15 protein-coding genes are annotated in these 17,642 nt (G+C 55.8%); 5 read left to right on the top strand and 10 right to left on the bottom strand.

What is annotated here, in order from left to right; translation table 11 throughout:
- Positions 1-46: 46 nt before the first annotated feature.
- From AC781_RS09760 to AC781_RS09720, 9 genes are all read right to left on the bottom strand, one after another.
- On the bottom strand, positions 47-1,213 hold the full coding sequence (locus AC781_RS09760) for a hypothetical protein (RefSeq protein ID WP_067777291.1): 1,167 nt from the start codon (positions 1,211-1,213) through the stop codon (positions 47-49).
- Between the two features lie 62 nt (positions 1,214-1,275).
- A complete protein-coding gene (locus tag AC781_RS09755) occupies positions 1,276-2,466 on the bottom strand; it encodes a hypothetical protein (protein WP_067777289.1) in 1,191 nt (396 codons plus the stop codon).
- Positions 2,467-2,753: 287 nt separating this feature from the next.
- The gene (locus tag AC781_RS09750; protein ID WP_067777287.1) at positions 2,754-3,227 is read right to left on the bottom strand and encodes a hypothetical protein; all 474 of its coding nucleotides are present in this window, start codon (positions 3,225-3,227) and stop codon (positions 2,754-2,756) included.
- 44 nt (positions 3,228-3,271) lie between these two features.
- On the bottom strand, positions 3,272-4,144 hold the full coding sequence (locus tag AC781_RS09745) for a hypothetical protein (protein ID WP_067777286.1): 873 nt from the start codon (positions 4,142-4,144) through the stop codon (positions 3,272-3,274).
- 12 nt (positions 4,145-4,156) lie between these two features.
- A complete protein-coding gene (locus AC781_RS09740; RefSeq protein WP_067777285.1) occupies positions 4,157-5,515 on the bottom strand; it encodes a hypothetical protein in 1,359 nt (452 codons plus the stop codon).
- A gap of 100 nt (positions 5,516-5,615) precedes the next feature.
- Positions 5,616-6,455, bottom strand: coding sequence for a hypothetical protein (locus AC781_RS09735; protein WP_067777283.1), 840 nt, complete (start codon positions 6,453-6,455; stop codon positions 5,616-5,618).
- Positions 6,456-6,550: 95 nt separating this feature from the next.
- The gene (locus AC781_RS09730) at positions 6,551-7,390 is read right to left on the bottom strand and encodes a hypothetical protein (protein WP_067777281.1); all 840 of its coding nucleotides are present in this window, start codon (positions 7,388-7,390) and stop codon (positions 6,551-6,553) included.
- A 28-nt stretch (positions 7,391-7,418) separates the two neighbouring features.
- On the bottom strand, positions 7,419-7,748 hold the full coding sequence (locus AC781_RS09725; RefSeq protein WP_067777278.1) for a hypothetical protein: 330 nt from the start codon (positions 7,746-7,748) through the stop codon (positions 7,419-7,421).
- Between the two features lie 120 nt (positions 7,749-7,868).
- On the bottom strand, positions 7,869-8,471 hold the full coding sequence (locus tag AC781_RS09720; protein ID WP_067777273.1) for a hypothetical protein: 603 nt from the start codon (positions 8,469-8,471) through the stop codon (positions 7,869-7,871).
- A gap of 158 nt (positions 8,472-8,629) precedes the next feature.
- Here AC781_RS09720 and AC781_RS09715 point away from each other — a divergent pair, with 158 nt between their 5' ends.
- Entirely contained in the window at positions 8,630-10,120 is a 1,491-nt protein-coding gene (locus tag AC781_RS09715) for a serine/threonine protein kinase (protein ID WP_067777272.1), read from the top strand.
- A gap of 155 nt (positions 10,121-10,275) precedes the next feature.
- Here AC781_RS09715 and AC781_RS09710 read toward each other — a convergent pair whose 3' ends face one another.
- On the bottom strand, positions 10,276-11,664 hold the full coding sequence (locus tag AC781_RS09710; protein WP_067777270.1) for an alanine/glycine:cation symporter family protein: 1,389 nt from the start codon (positions 11,662-11,664) through the stop codon (positions 10,276-10,278).
- Between the two features lie 620 nt (positions 11,665-12,284).
- Between AC781_RS09710 and AC781_RS09700 the strand changes: the two genes are divergently transcribed.
- The 4 genes from AC781_RS09700 (at position 12,285) to AC781_RS09685 (ending at position 17,619) form a co-directional block, all read left to right on the top strand.
- Positions 12,285-13,088 carry a PEP-CTERM sorting domain-containing protein gene (locus tag AC781_RS09700; RefSeq protein WP_141675867.1) on the top strand — a complete coding sequence of 268 codons (804 nt, stop codon included), beginning with the start codon at positions 12,285-12,287 and terminating at the stop codon, positions 13,086-13,088.
- A 36-nt stretch (positions 13,089-13,124) separates the two neighbouring features.
- Positions 13,125-13,991 carry a LamG-like jellyroll fold domain-containing protein gene (locus AC781_RS09695; RefSeq protein ID WP_172801788.1) on the top strand — a complete coding sequence of 289 codons (867 nt, stop codon included), beginning with the start codon at positions 13,125-13,127 and terminating at the stop codon, positions 13,989-13,991.
- A gap of 174 nt (positions 13,992-14,165) precedes the next feature.
- A complete protein-coding gene (gene ileS / locus AC781_RS09690) occupies positions 14,166-16,892 on the top strand; it encodes an isoleucine--tRNA ligase (RefSeq protein ID WP_067777255.1) in 2,727 nt (908 codons plus the stop codon).
- A gap of 34 nt (positions 16,893-16,926) precedes the next feature.
- Complete coding sequence (locus AC781_RS09685) at positions 16,927-17,619, top strand: signal peptidase II (RefSeq protein WP_067777248.1); 693 nt, start codon at positions 16,927-16,929, stop codon at positions 17,617-17,619.
- Positions 17,620-17,642: the final 23 nt, after the last annotated feature.

Genomic DNA, 17,642 nt, shown 5'->3' with positions numbered 1-17,642 from the left:
CCTCTGCAGTGGAAGAGAAGGTTTGTCGGCTGCGGATGGCAGGCTCTCAACGAATGGACGGGTCGATGCCTTGGCCGATTGAGTGCAGGAGGTCTTGCATGTTGCATTCCAGTTCGTTCGATCCGTAGTATTTTTTATTTCCCATTTGGCGTATGAGGCGGAAGAGTGCTTGATCGTAGCGAGGTGCCATGGAGATTCTCCGCTGGGAGAGTATGGCATGCTGTGCTATGTTGGATGGCGGTGCAATTTGTTCCATGTTCGTGTGGAGTTGATTGAGTTTTCTGGTCCATTGCCATGTGTGAAGGAGGGCGTCTTCGGCCGAAGTGTCGTCATCGATCATCGACAGATAGTCCAGAATGATTGTATAGAGATCGCATTCCTGTTGGGCGAGTATTTCCATGTACTCGAAATGATCGGATACGGGAGAGAAGAGTGTTTCGCAGGTTTGCTGAAGTGCCGGCGAGTCGTAATATTTTACGCTTTGCAATTGCTTTATATGGTTTTGTATCTGTGGGAGGAGGGAGGGATCGCCTGTGGGGCAGCTTGGATTGAGACCGGATTGGATATCCAGATTTTGCATTCTTGCCTGCAGGCTTCGCAGGGAGCGCGCAGCGTAATGCAAGTTTTCGGCGGTGGTTTCTGCTGAGGTGTTGTCGGACGTTTGGGCGAGGGCGGCGATGGTGTCTTTCAAAGTTGTGTCATAGACTTTCTGCAATCTGGTGTATTGAGAAGGGTACACATAATAAGAAAGCGTCATGTATTTTGCTGGGGTGAAAAAGTCATGCATGGCATGCCGCAACTTGTCCGAACCGTAAAAATCTTTATTTTTCAGTTCAGCACGATATGTCAAAAGCATGCGTCCGATCGTGCTTTCAATAGAGATTTTTTGGCGGTCGAGTTCCGGCGGCAGGTCGAGTTGGTAAAGGAGATGAAGTATCGTGCGCAATTTGAGCCTGCTCTGTTGCAATAAGGCTACGGCTTCGTCAGCGGTAGCCTGGTCGTGGATTCCCTGCAGTTGAGCTTGCATGATATGGTTCAGGGTTTCCATATCTTTGATGTTGGCTGCGGGATCGGTGTCGGGTGCTATTTGCTGCAAGGCGGTTTTCAGGTCGGCAGCCGGTTCGGCCGATACCTTTCCTGTGCTTGCCGCGAAGAGGGCGATGCCGAGGCAACAGAGCGCGGCATGGGTTGTATATGTGCGGAGGGGATGCATGGAATGAATGTGTTTGGATGAGATGATGGTTGTTGTGGTGTGGACTCAGAGGGTGTTTGTTGTCAGGTAGCTTCGTCGTTCATATCGTGGCGGTAGAGTTCGGCATGTGTTGGGAGGTTCCGGATAAGCGATTCGACGACTTTTTGCAGGTCCGGTGCATTATAGTAATTGTTTTGCATCAGATGGAAGCAGGTGTCGGTGAAGGCGGAGCCGTATTCGCACATTTTTTGGCAGCGCGCGGGCATCGTCTGCGAGGAGTGGCAGTTGATGGCGAAATGTGTATGAAGAGAGTCGAGTTTTTGCAACCATGGCCGAATGAGGAGAAGGGTATTTTCGGCGGAATCTTTGTCATGGACGGAGGCCAATTCTTGCTGGATGACCGTGTAGAGGTCGCATTCCTGCTGTGCGAGCAGTTCTTGATGGACGGAGAGGCCAGACGGAGGGAGGAAGATGGTTTCGCAGATTAGTTTCAGAGCCAACGATTCATGGTAATCAGTTTCGGAGAGTTGAAGGATGTGCTTCCGAATGAGGGGCATGTAGCCGATATTATTGAAGGGAGGTGTGTCTTCCCATCGGGGAAAAGGGGCCAGTGTTTGCATCCTTGCCTGCAGCGTTTGCATGGTGTGCATGAGCGTATACAATCGTTTGGCGGTGCTTTCTGCAGATTCTTGGTTGGTGATGTGTGCGAACATGGATTCGGCGGCGCGTAGCATCATGCCGTAATGAATGAGCAGCTGTTTGTATAATGGCGGCGTGTGGTACATGCCCGTGTCTTCTGCGTTTACCGGGGCGAAGCAGGCGTACAGCGTGTGCAACAATTTGTCCGATCCGTGGAATCTGGCATTTGTGACGCCGCTGTCCGATACAATCAGGGTTGTCGGAGCTGCGAATTGTGAAGTATATTGCAGGAGCAGGAGGCCGGTACGATGCTGGATGTCGAGTTTTCTTTTTTCGAGTTCCGTGGGTAATTGGGTTCGACGCAGGGACGCGACGAGTCCGGCCCATTTGAGGCGGTTTGCGTGTAGCCATTCGGCTGTTTTATCGGCAGAGCCTCGGTCATGGATTGCAGCCAACCGGGATTGGATGGCAAGGTGCATGGTTTCCAGTTCTTTGATGTCGGCTGAGGGATCGGTGCTGGGTGCTGCCTGTTGTGTGGGCTCCGGCTGTGCGGCTTTGACTGTTTGCGTGCCTGTTGCGAGGAGGGCGATGCCGAGTATGATCGGCCACGATGTGGGATGGGAATGTTTTTTCATATGATTGTATGTTTATATTAAATAACGTTTGAGATGAGCTTCGTCCGAAAATATACATTGTTTTGCGTTGAAATAATGGTCGGCTTTCTGTTTGTTTATATTTCTAGTTTTTTGTTTGTTAACGTGTTTTCGTTTTTATTCGTATATTTTTTTTGTGCTGACTATAAAAGATCAATCGATCACGCAAAACGCATTTGTCCGACAAAAAACAATGAGAAAACTCAACGTATGAGTTTCCTCATGGAAAGGATGGTGCCGGGTGTCTGGGCAGGCGGAATGAGCCGTTTTTATGACATGGGCAGGATGTAGGCTCCGTCTGCGTTCTTTTTCATGGGGATGAAGAATGCCTGCATGGCTGCCCGGAGTTCATCCGATCCGTAATATTCGTTCGATTCGAGGATGGCCTTGTTTTGTGCGAGGAGCCTCCCGATGTTGCTGCTTATGTCGAGCAACTGCTGTTTTTCCCCCGAGGTAAGCATGGTTTGGTTCAAGGAGGCGCCGATGGCTGAGAGTGCTGTTTTGGCGTTTTTCAGCTGTGCGGCGGCGGCATCTGCGGTTGGCCTGTCATGGATGCCGTTCAGTTGTGTTTTGATTTCGTCGTATGCCGTTTCCATCTGTTTGACGAGAGTTGCCGGTTCGGTTTTCTTTTCCGCGGACGGTGCGGCGGAAGGAGTGTCCGGAGCGGCTTGGAGGAGTCCGGGGGTGAGTGCAGCCGTGCCAAGGATGAGGGCTGCGCGTATGTGTTTGATTGTTTTGTTCATGGTTGTTTTGTTGGCGGGGAAGAGGTGGCGTTTGTCTGTTGAGGTCAGGCTTCAGGTTGCTGATTGAGGGCTTTTTGCAGTTCCTGTGAGCCGTAGAAGTTTGTTTGTTCGAGTTTGTGTTTCAGTTCTTCGCTCGTTGTCTGGCATTGCCGGAGTTGAGGGAGGAATTCGTCCATGATTTTTTGTTTGAGGGTATCCGGCGGGGTTCCGTATGTATGCACCATGTCGGCGAATGCGGTTTCTTCCGTTTTTTGCTGTTCGGAGAAGAATGTTCGTATGCGGGCGGCTGCGGCGTCGGCCGTGGTTTTGTCGTGTATGGACTGTATTTCCGCAAGGAGGGTTTGAAGGTTGCCGATCATTTGGGTGTAATATGCCCGCATGGCGTGTTCGAGTTTCTGCAGCGCTTCCGGGTCGGTCAGTTCCTGCTGGAGGTTTGCCACGGGGATAAGGCCGGAGGCGATGATGTCGGTGATGAGGTGTGCCAACGGTTCGTTGCCGAAGGCATCATGGAGTCTGATGCGGAGGACTTCTTTGTCGAGAGCCTGTTCGGCAGTCTCTCTGGCTTGTTGGTGGCGGCTGGTGATCGCGTCGACTTCGCTGACGGGGAGTTCTTCAAGCGCTGTTTTGATGCCGGGCAGGGTGCTGCTGAAGTAGTCGTGCATTTGCCGGTAAGTTTGCGCGGCTTTCCGTGCTGCCGTTTCTGCGGTGTTTTTGTCCGTGGCTTGTGCCAGAGCGTTTGCGAGCGCCGTTTTATGGGCGATCATTCCCTGGACATGTGTTTCGTAGGTGTTGGCGTGTCGCTGCCGTTCCGTTTGTGGGGTGGCGGGTTCCGTCTGTCGTGCCGTGCCGGGGGTGTTCTGCGCATGACTGATGTTGGCCGCAAGCAGGCAGGCTGTGAGGAGGAGGTTGGCGTTCATGCGGGTGCGGGGTTAATTTTCGTCCGTTTCCGGCTGGGCTTTTTCCGTTTGGTCTGCGACGGGGGTGGCGTTGTTTTGCTGTTGTGGTTTCTGTTCGGGAGATAGTTCTGCTACGATGTCGGAGAGGTCATTGTTGCGGTAGGTCTTTTTCGATGCCAGGCGTTGTACTTGTCTGTTCAGTTTGTCGGTTGCCTGTTGCATGTGCTCGCCATATGCCCGGTCGATGCGGGTTTGTTCTTCAGGCGAGACGTCATCCGAGCAGATGAGTAGTTCCCTGTTTTCCAGTAATCTGTTTTTCAAATCATAAGCATGTGGTCCTGCAGCGGCTGCTGCCGCTTTGCCTGTTATTTCGGAGAGAAGGTTGCTCAGTTGGTTTGTCAGGGCAATGTTTTGACGAATGAGGATTTCTTTTTCGGGCATGCCGACAGGGAAGTTGTCTTGTTTTTGTTCTGTGATGTTTTCCTGTGCCTTTTGCAGCATGTATTGTTCTTGGTATCGCCGGGAGAGGTATTGCAGCAGAGGTTCCGACTGGTAGACGAGGTAATGGTATTGTCCGGAAGCTTTTCCGGAGGGGAGATGGAGGAAGGGTTGAGTCAGGGGGAGGTATTTGTCATAGAGACGTTTTTGTGTTTCGGGAGGCAATTTTTGCAACAAATCCTGCAGCTCGTTTGTCCAATCATCATTCTTAATTCTGTTAAAATGATTTGGTCGTAAGCGCGTTATCTTCTTTTCTTGTAGCTCGTCGTGCAAAATTCGGATGGTGTCGATTGTTTCTTCGACGCGTTGCCTGTCGTTCGGTGTGCGGATGGAGGAGAGAAGTTTGTCGTGATTGTCGAGCCGTGCAAGATATTGCTGGAATAGTTCGTCGGCATCGGATTCTTCCGGATATTGATAAACAAGGCTTTCCCAGGCTTCGATGAATGAATGGATGGGATCTATCTGGTCCATGTAGTAAGCGATACTGCGTTTGTCGAAGCCGAGTCTTTTGAGTTGTATGGACAGTTTGCTGTCGATGCTTTGCATTTTCTCTCTGTAAGGCTCCAGAATGCGTTTTTGTTCTTTGAATGGTATGCCTTGGAGATCGTCGCGGATGAACGAGCTGTTTTGCAGCTCGTTTCCCATTTCGCGATGTATCATATTCCAGATGTCTTTGGCTCCTGCCTGGGTGGTGGCTTTGGATAGTTGGTTTTCCAGTTCCTGATAATGGGCCAGTATGGCTTGAAGGTGGTTTTCCAGTTGTGCCTGACAGGTGATTGTTTCGGAGCAGCCCGGTTCCTGTGTGCCGTCCGATTGGGCGGTGGCGGTTGCAAGGAGGGAGAGGCCGAGTGCAAGGGTGGCCGGGATGAGGCTGAGATGCTGGCGGATGGTCATGGGGTCGATAGGGTTCTATGTTGAATAACGTTTGAAAGGGGATGTCGTCCGAAAAAAAAAGTGTTTTTTGGAGGATGGAGGAGTTGGTTGCAGGCCGTAATCAGAGGAGTCGGGAGAATTTTTGAATGGCGTTTTTGAGGGTTTCGGAGCCGTAGTAGTTTTTCTGTTCCAGTTTTTTTCGGATGGTTTCCGTGGCGGTGGTGATGGTTTCCATGCGTTGCAGGCGGGGTTGCATGATGCGGTCTCCCATGTCGCGGGGCGGCATTCCGTTTTTCTCGATGATCTGATCACGGGCAGTCTCCATTGTTTGCATGAAGGCAGTCAGTTTTTCTGCTGCCGCGTCGGCAGATGCGGTGTTTTGTACGGTTTGCAGGAGGCTGTTGAGGTGTTCCATTTCTTCGAACATTGTGTCGAAGAATGCGGGGATTTCCCGTTCAAGGATTTGAAGTTTGGCGGGGTCTGTTTGCGTGTTGGCGGATCCGGGCGGGTTGTAATCGATCCAGTGGTCTTCCTGCAGTTTGACGATGAATTCACACATGCGGTCGGAGGTGTAGCCCTCATACACAGAGATATTGCCGATGTGTTGTTGAAACTGTTGCATGGTTGCATTTTTTCTATCGGCATATTGCTGTTCTACACGGTGTTGTTCTTCTTCCGGTGTCTGTTTGATGATGGGCGGCAGGGGGATTTTGTTGAGTTCGGCATAGATGGCGAAGGCCTGTTCCGCTGCTTGATCGGCAGAGGCTTTGTCTTTGACGGTGGCGAGGATGCTGTTGAGGGAGTCGAGCGCTGCCAGTGTGTTCCGATAGTGTTCGTCGTAGGTGGGCAGGGGCTGCTGTTGCCCGGCAGGTGCGGCGGGAGGAGATACGGGAGACGGTTGTTCTGCGGCATGGGCGGCTGTTGCCATAGCGGCAAGGAGGAAGATGGCGGGTTTGTTCATGGGATGATGCGGATTTTGAGGAAGGGATTATGTGTCGGGAATGTGGCTGGTGTTTTTTCTGATGAGGTGCGTGAAGCACCCAGTCGCGAGGCGGGTCAGAATCGGTAGGCAAATTTCAGAAGGGCTTTTTTCAGAGTTTGGGAACCGTAATAGTTTTGCTGTTCCAATTTTTTCTGGACGGCTTTCGTGGCTGCCTTGCCGGATTCTATCCGTTGCATGCGGGATTGTATGATTCTTTCCACCATATTGGGGGGAGTTTGCGCGTGTTTTTCACTGAGCTGATCTCTGCGGGCTTCCGTTTGCTGCATGAACGCGGCCAGTTTTTCGGCCGCCAGATCGGCAGATACCGTGTTGTGTACGGTTTGCAGGAGGGTGTTGATGTTTTCGATTTGTTCCAATGTTTGGTCGAGGAAGGAGGACATTTCCTGTTCGGCGCTTTGCAATTTGGCGGGGTTTGTTTGGAGGCCGGAGGAGTCGGACGGATGGTCGGCGGCCCAGTCGCTTTCCGCGAGTTTGTCGATGAGTTCGCCCATGTGGTCGGAAGAGTAGTTTTTATGCAGGACGATGTTGCGGATGTGTTGTTGCAAGTTTTGTGTGAACGCTTGTTTTGCTGCGGAATATAGGGCATCCACACGGCGTTGTTCTTCTTCGGATGTGTGTTTGAGAGCTGCTGACCGTGGGATTTCGTTGATGTTTTCATAGATGGCGAAGGCAAATTCGGCAGATTGGTCGGCAGATTCCTTGTCCTTGACGTTAGCCAGAATTCCGTTCAGAACCATGAGTCCTGATAAGAGGTTGTGATAATAATCAAGGTAAGTGGGCAGGGGCTGCTGTTGCCCGGCAGGTGCGGCGGGAGGAGATACGGGAGACGGTTGTTCTGCGGCCTGGGCGGCTGTTGCCATAGCGGCGAAGAGGAAGATGGCGGGCGTGTGCATGGGGTTTGGTTTCTATGATGACAGGCTGTCATGGAGTTTCTGGCGAGTCAAGTATTTCTTGAAGGTCGGCGGATTGGTGGTGTTGGTGCCGTTTCAGTTTTTTGAGGATGGTTTCCCACTGTTGGGCGGTTTGCGCCCATTGGTGGTAGTAGGCATTGTCCAGTGCGAGTTCCTGTTCGCGGGGGAGTGCCGCCAGGTCGGCTCGGATGCGGTTTTCGCACTGGGCGGCGATGCCCGTGGTGAAGATGGCCGGGCGGAGGGTGTCAAGTTGTTCCGCCGGTTGAGGGGCGGTGGATTGTTCTTCCCAGCAGTGGGAGAGGAGGAGGCAGGTGCAGAGCAGCAGGGGCCATGTTTTCATGGTTGCCAGTCTAGCGGGGTTGCCCCGTGTCGAACAAGGGTCAAGGGGACAGGAAGTGTCACAAGTCCGTCACAAGGGCGGGCTTGGTTGTAAGGGAGGTTTTGCGGAGGGTGAGGGGTGTCAGCGGAGGGCGTCGACGCAGAGCTGGGACCATGTTTCGAGGCGTTCGTAGGAGGGGCCTGTGAGTTCTTCGAGGGTGTGGAAACGGAGGTTGGCGAGGGCGGTTTCGTTGGCGGCGATTTGATCCGTTTCGAGGTCGAAGCAGTGGACGATGCCGAGGTGGACGGAGCCGACGGGGTTGCTGTCGTCGTTGATGGCGGCGAAGAGTTTCTGGGTGTAGGCTCCTTCGATGCGGAGTTCTTCCCGGATTTCTCGTTCGACTCCGGCCATGTAGGTGTCGAGGTTGTCGGCCAGGCCGTCCACAGGGTTGATGTGGCCGCCGATGCCGACGGATATTTTGTCGTGCAGGCGTGCTTCGCCTCCGGATCCGCCGCGTGTGTAGGCGAGGATGCGGCCGTTGTGGCGGAAGATGGCGTAGGCGATGATTTGTTTGTATTCGGGGGAGTTTTCGGCGAGTTCGCGGTCGATGTAGTGGGCGATGCCGGGCTGGAGGAAGGCGCGGAGGTATTGTTCGGGGGCGAGGTTTACGCCCTGAAAGCTGCCGACGGCGTCGAATGCGGTGCGGGGGACGACGAGTACCTGTTCTCCATGATAGCGTGACATGGCGTTATTACAGGGTGCGGCCGGGGTGTTTGTCAAGTCGTTTTCCCGAGGAGGCGGGCTTTGTTTTGCACAGTCGTGCTTTGCTGTTGACGGTTCGTGTTGTTTTTTTGTAGAATAATCGCGGTTGCGCATGTCTTTTGCGCCCTGCTTTCTATGTCATGAATGAAGAGGCTTTACCTTTGCTGGCCGGTGTTCGTCTGAACGATCGCTATATTGTTTCCCGTACGTTGGGTGTGGGAGGGTTCGGTATTACCTATCTGGCATGGGATGAAGAGGGAGTGAGGCAAGTGGTGGTGAAGGAGTGTATGCCGACGGGGCATGTGTGCCGCGATGCCCAGGGGGATGTGAGGCCGGTTTCGAGTGAGTCGGCGCAGGTGCTGGCGGCTTGTATTGCCAATACGGATCATGAGATCGGCGCTCTGCAGCGGCTTGATGTGGACGGCGTGGTGAAGTTTTACGATCATTTTCTTGAGCGCGGGACGATTTATTACGCGATGGAGTATGTGGAGGGCGAGTCTCTTCAGGAGATTGCGGATGTGCGGGCGGAGCTTGGGCAGCATTACGAGGCGGAGGAGATCAAGGGGCTTTTGCTGAATTTGCTGGAGATTCTGGATAAGGTTCACAAGCAGGGGATTTACCATTGCGATATCAAGCCGGGGAATGTGCTGATTACGCCCGAGGGCAAGACGGTGCTGATTGATTTCGGCGCGGTGCGTTCACGGGAGTTGCAGCATGCAGGGGCGGTGCAGGTGAGTCCCGGGTATTCTCCTCCCGAGTTTTATCCCGGTTTTCGCCGCGAGATCGGTCCGTGGACCGATTTGTACGAGCTGGGGGCAACGTTTTACCGTTTGTTGAGCGGCAGGATTCCGGAGCCGGGCGATCAGCGGTCGATGCGCGACCGTACGCAGAGGCTGGCGCTGATGCCCGCTTTGAAGGATTTGTATCCCCAGCCGCTTTTGGTGGGGGTGGATAAGGCTTTGTCTCCGTCGATACGGGATCGTTATCCGACGGCGCGGGCGTGGATCGATTATCTGGGCAAGCCGCAGGGCGTGTTCATGATGCCGGCGCTGAGTGCGCGCCACAAGAGCCGTGCCTTGGCCCGTGCCAGCGTGGGGGCTCATGCCGTTACCAGAGCTCCGCAAAGCGGTGTGTCTGCCCGGATGGTTGCTTCGATGCATGCCGGACAGGGGGTGAAGCGGCCTACACGTTCATTGGGTTCCAACCATATACCGCGTATGTTCAAGGATACAACAGATCAATCAGAGAAGCCGGATAAGCCGGTGTTGACAAATAAGGGCATTACCCTGAAGTCTTTCCGTTCGGCGCAGCAGCAGAATGCGCCTGCGGGCGCTTCCCCTGCCGCCTCTCCGGCGGCTGCCAAGGGTGTGCCGTCCCGCGTCGGAATGAAGCCGGCTTATACCCCCGCTGCGAAGCCACAGAACGATATGCCATGGATGATGGCAAAGGTGGCTTTGGTGCTGGTGGTGGTGTTCGTGCTGGGTTATTTGATTTTCGGGCGCAATAACGAGCCTGAGCCGAGCGCTCCCGCACCTGCGCCGAAGCAGCGCGTTTACAAGGGCGGCGGCGGTATGGGCGTGCCTGCGCCTGCCGGCTATACGCAGCCTCGTACAAGCGGAGGTTCGCGCTAGGAGGGAGGGTTGCCGGTCCGGTGATGGACCGGGTTGTTGGCGGAGCCGCATGATGCGGCTTCCGTGTTTTGTTGTGTTTGGCGGAGGCGGTGCCGCGACCGTTTTGTGGAGGAGGGTGGCCGTTTGTTGGACGGGAGGCGGGTGGTCGGGATGTTTTACTTGCCGTCGTCGTCCTTGGGGATGGGGGTGCGGTCCACTTCGTCGAGGCGGCGCTGCCAGAGGTAATGGCGCGTTTCCGCGATGAGGACGCCGGTGAGGCCGATGAGGCAGACGAGGTTCGGCAGGGCCATGAGGCCGTTGGCGCAGTCTGCGAAGTTCCAGACGATGTTCGATTTCGGGGTGACGCAGCCGATGAAGACGGCGATGACCCAGAGGACGCGGTACGGGGTGATGAGGCGCGTGCCGCCGAGGTATTGAAGGCAGCGTTCGCCGAAGTAGGACCACCCCAGCAGTGTGGAGACGACGAAGGTGGTGAGGCTGATGGTGAGGAGGTGGGCGCCGAATCCGCCGATTTTGCCGAAGGCGAGGTAGGTGAGTTTTTCGCCGTCGATGGAGGAGATGTCCGGATGGGCCATGATGCTGGTGACGATGACGAGGCCGGTGAGGGTGCAGATGACGACGGTGTCCCAGAAGGGGCCGGTGGAGGAGACGAGCGCCTGCTGGACGGGGTTCGGCGTGCGCGCCGGGGCGGAGATGATGGGCGAGGAGCCCATGCCCGCTTCGTTGGAGAAGAGGCCGCGAGAGACTCCTTTGCTCATGGCGAGCATGATGGCGGAGCCGATGAAGCCGCCGCCCGCCGCCTGCGGGGTGAAGGCGCTGCTCAGGATGAGTTCGACGGCGGGGAGGATGTATTCCCAGTTCATCCAGAGGATGCAGGCGCAGCCGAGGATGTAGATGAGGGCCATGGAGGGGACGAGGGCGGAGCAGAGCCGGGCGATGCCTTTCAGGCCACCGAGGAGGACGAGAGCCGTGAGGACGGTGAGGATGGCGCCGGTGCCCCACGTGGGCAGGGAGAAGGAGTGTTCGAGTACTTTGGCGGCGGCGTTGCCCTGCGTGATGTTGCCGATGCCGAAGGCGGCGATGGCGGTGAGTACGGCGAAGGTTCCGGCGAGCCAGCGGTTTTTTAGGCCGTATTTCAGGGCGTACATGGGGCCGCCGACGATTTCTCCGTTGGAGGCGATGCGGCGGTATTTGATGGCGATGAGTCCTTCGGCAAAGCGGGTGGACATGCCGAGGAATCCTGTGAGCCAGCACCAGAAGACGGCGCCGGGGCCGCCTTCCGCCACGGCGAGGGCGACGCCGATGATGTTGCCCGTGCCGATGTTGGCGGCCAGGGAGACCATGAGGGAGCTGAACTGCGAGATTTCGCCATGTTTTTTGTTTTCCTTGCGGAAATAGAGTTTCATGGCGGTGAGCAGGTGCCGCTGGGGGAAGCGGAGGATGCAGGTCAGGTACAGGTGGGTGCCCATGAGGGCGAAGAGGAGGAGGTAGCCCCACAGGTAATGGTTGCCGCGGGCGAGCCAGTGGTCGAGGAGGTCAAGCATGGTCGGAGTGGAGAGCGTAGCAGAGCAGGGTTCGGATGGTCAAGCGTTTATCCCCGTTTTTTTGCCTCATGAGGGGAGTAACTGTTTTTGAACGATGGAGGGGGGACGTTTGTCATCTCGGTATGAGATCTGAAAGCGGTTCCGTTTTAGCTGCAATTTTGAGTGTTGTCATTCCCGGTCTCGGGCAGTTGTACAAGGGGTATTTTCTTTGGGCCGTCTTCTGGTTTGTGACGGTGACGGGGCTGTATGCGCTGTTCGGCTGGTTTGTTCTGATTCTGATTCCGCTTCTGATGCATATCATTTGCATTGTCCAGGCGTATGTTTTGCCCCGAAAGACCGAGTAGGAGGCGGGTTCGGCGTGATTCTCAGTTTGTGTTTTTATTCGATTTATTTTAAATAATATTCGTTTTACTATTTGCAGGTGGCGGATTTCATATCCGCTTTGTTTTTCGTCTTTACAAGTAAGGAGGGTTTGAGGGCATTTCGTCGCATTCCGGATGCGCGCACCAAAAGGCAGTGCGATAATAAATATATTATCAAAGATATCGTTTATTTGGATTGACACAGGATATGAAATCCGTGTATTTTCTGTTGGACAGGTGCATCTGTCCCCCCATGAAATGATGAAACCTAAGAAGTCTATTGTTACAGTTGTTCTGTTGCTGGTGGCAACAAGTGCTGATGCAGCCGTTTCCCTGACGGATGTGTACAAGTTCGACAGCAATTTGACGTCGCAGAACGGTTATACGATGCAAGGCCAGGCTTCCTCCGTGAGTTATACCAATGGCGCGGCGGTGATCCACTCCAATGTTGCCGAGGCAGGCGGATATTATTTCGGTGCGGCTCCCTACAATTTGACGACGAACTGGGCCGTGCAGATGGATATCAAGTTCCAGAATACGACCGGTACTGCCGCCAAGATTTTCGCGTCGAACAATAATGCGACAAACGGCCTTTCTCTTGCGGCGACGAATAGTGCCGACGGTTATACGTTCGCTCTCTGTTCCGGCAACGGGTGGAACGGATACAGCAGCACGACTCGTGCGGCGACATCCAACCTGCAGAGTACGGCGGATTTTCTCAAGCTGTCCATTGTCAACAGGGGTGGCAATATTTACATGTTCGCCGGCGATCAGCAGCTTTCTTTCGGCAACGGCAGGGATTTTCTGACGGTGGCCGAGACCGGGCTTTCGAGCGGACAGGCTGTGCTCGGCGGGTTCATGCTGGGCTTCGGTCCGGGAGGAACCAATGGCATCAGCAGTTCGAACGATCTCACGGTCGGCAATCTCAATGTATATTCGTTTGCCGCTTCCGACAGTCTCGATGATGTGAAGGCGGCCATGGGCATTCCGGAACCGGCGGCGGCAGCTTTGGCCGTTCTGGGGTTTGCCGCATTGGGCTTTCGCCGTCGACGCATTCGGTAAATGCCGTTTAAACAATTCTCTCAATATAATTATACCATGAAAACCATCAATCATATTCTGTTGTGCGGTACTCTGCTGGGCGGAGTGGCAACGGCAGCTCCTTCCTTGTCCAAGGATGATATATCCGTTTATTACGATTTTACGGTCGTGAACGGTTCGGGGGCGACCGCCCGTCTGGGTGCGGTGATCGCTCCTTCGGGTTCCCAGTTCAACCCGTGTTTGGGGAATGCCAATGTGTTTTCCGCGACGGGCGGTTACAAGGGGAAGGGTTATCTGGTGTCCAATGCCGCCAATTTCTATTCTCCCTCCTGTGAGAATCTGCAGGGCGCGGGTATCAATTATGCGTCGCAGGGTATGGCTTTTTCCGTGAAGGTGCGCGATATGGGGACTGCAGGTGTGTCGCTTTGCAGCTATTTTGCCGGCAGTACGCAGGGGGATGCTTCGTTCCTGTTTACGGGCAATACGGTGTCGACTCCGGGCTACGGCGGGAGCTGGACGTATGCATCCGACCGGAAGAGCATTACGGCACATACGGGAGCGACGATTGGCGATCTCTCGTCTCTGGATTCCGCTCCGTGGCAGTCTCTGGTGGTGAGCGTGGCTTCCACGGGCATCGTGTCCCTGTATGTGGACGGTTCCCTGTTCGCCACATCGACATCGGCATGGAATCGCATGGCCGGCAATCTGAAGAGTATCCGTCTGGGCGCCAACGGTGAGAATACTTCGGCGCGCGGCGACGGGCAGTTTTCCGATTTCGCGATCTGGAATAAGTCTCTGACTGCCGACGATGCTGCATGGCTGGCCAATAACGGTACGAATGCCCTGCTGCCTGAGCCTGCCACGGCTTCTCTGGCTCTGCTGGGCTTTGCCGCTTTCGGTCTGCGCCGCCGCCGTTCCCTGTAACGGCTGAAAGTATGATTTTCCGGGCAGGATTTCCCGTGTGGGGAGTCCTGCTTTTTCATTGGCGGCGAGGGTGGTGCGGTGTGCGTGCGGAGCTGGGTTCGTTTTGCTTGCGGAGGTTTGTCAGGCCGTTTCCACGTATTGACTTATGGGTGTTGCTGTGCTAGCATCCCGCGCATGAGCACGCCCGCGAAGAGCTATAAGGATACGATTTTCCTTCCCGATACGACGTTCCCGATGCGCGGGGACCTGACGAAGAATGAGCCGGTACGGCTGCAGAAGTGGGAGGAAGGCAAGCTCTATGAACGTATTCTGAAGCGCCGTATGGATCAGGGTGCGCCGCTTTTCGTGCTGCACGACGGGCCTCCCTTCGCCAATGGCGATGTGCATATGGGCACGGCTCTGAATAAGATTCTGAAGGATCTCGTGCTGAAGACGAAGACGATGGCCGGGTTCGCCGCTCCCTATGTGCCGGGGTGGGATTGCCACGGGCTGCCGATCGAGTTCAAGGTGGTGCAGGAGGCCCGCGATCTGGAGCCGGCGGAGATTCGCCGCCGCTGTACGGAGTTCGCGAAGAAGTATATCGATATTCAGCGCAATTCTTTCCGCCGCCTGGGCGTGTTCGGCGAGTGGAGGAATCCGTACCTGACGATGAATCCCGGTTACGAGGCCAATATCCTGCGGCTGTTCGCGAAGCTGGTGGAAGACGGCGCGGTGTACCAGAGCCGCAAGCCGGTGCAGTGGTCCTACGGTGCGCATACGGCTCTTGCCGAGGCTGAAGTGGAGTATCAGGAGAAGACGAGTACGACGGTGTTCGTGGCGTTCCCGCTGGTGGAGCAGGTGGAAGGCGTGGATGCCTCGATGGTGATCTGGACGACGACGCCCTGGACGCTGCCCGCCAATGTGGCGATCGCTCTGCATCCGCTGCTTGAGTATGTGCTCGGTGCATTCGTGAAGGATGGCGAGACGAAGAATTTCATTGTGCTGCGCGAGCTGGTCGGAGCCTTTACGGAGAAGACGGGCTGGGCGATGGCCGAAGAGCTGAAGGCCTTCCGGGGCGATGCGATGGAGAACCGCAAGGCGCGCCATCCTTTCCTTGACCGGGATTCCCTGATTATCACGGCCAATTTCGTGACGACGGATACGGGTACGGGCGCAGTGCATATCGCCCCCGGCCACGGTGCGGACGACTATAATGCTGGCCGCCAGTACGGGCTGCCGGTGATTTCCCCGGTGGACGACGACGGCAAGTATACGGATGAGGTGGGCGTGCCTTCCCTCGTGGGCAAGCATGTGTTCGATTCGAACGGGGCCGTGATCGAGATGCTGCAGGAGCGCGGCGCGCTGCTCGGTACCGAGTCGTACAAGCACCAGTATCCGCACTGCTGGCGTTCCAAGACGCCGATCATTTTCCGCGCGGTGGAGCAGTTTTTCATTTCGATGGAGAATCTGCGTCCGAAGGCTCTCGAGGAGATCGACCGTACGACGTGGCTGCCCGCATGGGGCCGCAATCGCATTTACGGTACCGTGGAAGCGCGCCCGGACTGGTGTATTTCCCGCCAGCGTACATGGGGCGTGCCGTTGCCGGTGTTTTTCGACGAGGCGGGGAAGGCCGTGCTGGATGCCGCTCTCGTGCGCAAGGTGGCCGATCTGGTGGCCGAACACGGTTCCAATATCTGGTTCGAGCTTTCCGAGGAGGAGCTTTGCAGCCGTCTCGGCCTGCCGACGACGTACCGCAAGTGCCGCGATACGCTGGATGTGTGGATCGATTCCGGCAGTTCGCACATGGCGGTGCTGGACAGCCGCCCGAATCTTCCCGCTCCCGCCGATTTGTATCTGGAAGCGACGGACCAGCACCGAGGCTGGTTCCAGAGTTCGCTGATGCTTTCGGTGGCATGGCGCGGCAAGGCTCCGTACAAGGCGGTGATGACTCACGGTTTCGTGGTGGACAAGGATACGCGCAAGAAGACTTCGAAGTCCGATGCGAAGAGCGGCAAGCCGATCGATGCGGTGTACTATTACGATAAGTACGGCGCGGATATCGTGCGCCTGTGGGCCGCTTCGGTGGACTGGCAGAATGAGGTGCCGTTCGGCGAAGATCTGTTCAAGCAGGTGACGGAGCCGTACCGCCGCCTCCGCAATACGCTGCGCATTCTGCTGGCGAATCTCGGCGATTTCGATTTTGCGACGGATGCCGTGGCTCCGGCCGATATGCCTCTGCTGGACCGCTGGATCATGGAGCGCCTGAACGAGGTGATTTCCTCCGTGCGCGCCGCTTACGAGGCTTATGATTTCCGCAAGGCGTTTTCGATTATCAACCAGTTCTGCGCGACGGATCTTTCCGCTCTGTATGTGGATATTACGAAGGATCGCCTGTACTGCGACGAGCGCGATTCCCGCCGCCGCCGCGCTACCCAGACGGCGATGTACCATGTGTTCCACTCCCTCTGCCTGCTGCTGGCTCCGGTGCTGGCCTATACGGCGGATGAGGCATGGGAGCATGCCGGACGCGAGGGAAGTGTGCACGAGCAGGATTTTCCGGCGGAGTTCGCCGATTTCAAGTCTCAGGAGGCGACGGGTATTTTCGACCGCCTGCAGGAGATCAAGTCCGTGATTCAGGTGGCGATCGAAGCTCAGGTGCAGGCCAAGGCCTTTGCCAAGAATAACGAAGCTGCCGTGGAGCTGACGGTGCCGAACGGCGAGAACGAAGATGTGGTTGCCCTGCTGATGGATCGCGCCTTCGCGACGGAGTTCTTCATCATTGCCGATCTGAAAGTAGGTACGGGCGAAGCTCTGGCTGCCACGGCCGTGAAGTCTCCCTTCGAGATGTGCCCGCGCTGCCGCCGTTACGAACCGACGGATGCCGATGGCGTGTGCGAACGCTGCGCCAATGTGATGGCTTGAATCCGCCTGTGTAACTCTCTTACGGAAGTACTGCATGAGCGACCAGCAATCCCCGGAGATGCAAGATCTCCAGAAGAAAGGCGGCCGCCAGTCCCTGACGAAGGGGCTGGTCATTCTCGTGGCCGTGTTGTACCTGCTTGATCAGGCGACGAAGTGGTGGATCGTGTTCGACTTCAAGGAGCCGTTGTCCACTCCCGTGGGGCTGGTGATCGAACAGGTTCCCGTGGTGCAGGATTTCTTCGGGCTGTTTACCTTCAACATTATCCGCGTACACAATACGGGGGTGGCGTTCGGTATGGGGAACGGTACGGCATGGTCGAGCTATGTGTTTCTGATGATTCCGGTCGTGGCGTTGATCGGGCTGTTCTGGCTGTTCCGCCGGGGATTTTTCGAGACGAAGCTGCTGCGGCTGGCATGGGCCTTTATCACGGCGGGTATTCTCGGGAATTTGACGGATCGCCTGACGCAGGGGTTCTTTCTGGCGGGAAGTGAACATTTGTCCTTTCTGCAGAATCTCATGAATGGGTACGTTGTGGATTTTCTCGATGTTTCCTTCCCGTGGATCAAGGGCGAGTCGTGGCCGAGCGGCTACCATTGGCCGGCCTTCAATGTGGCGGATGCGTGTATTTGCACGGCTGCCGGGTTGTTCCTGATCGGCAGCCTGATTCTTGATGCCCGCAAGAAGCGGGAGAAGGAGGAGGCCGTGCGCCTGCCCGAAGAACCGTAACCTGCCTTCAACTTTCATTCCAT

This window comes from Neoakkermansia glycaniphila, from assembly GCF_001683795.1.
In the GTDB taxonomy this organism is placed as follows: domain Bacteria; phylum Verrucomicrobiota; class Verrucomicrobiia; order Verrucomicrobiales; family Akkermansiaceae; genus Akkermansia; species Akkermansia glycaniphila.
The sequence above is the reverse complement of the archived record's forward strand: the minus strand, read 5'-3'. Positions and strand labels throughout refer to the sequence as shown.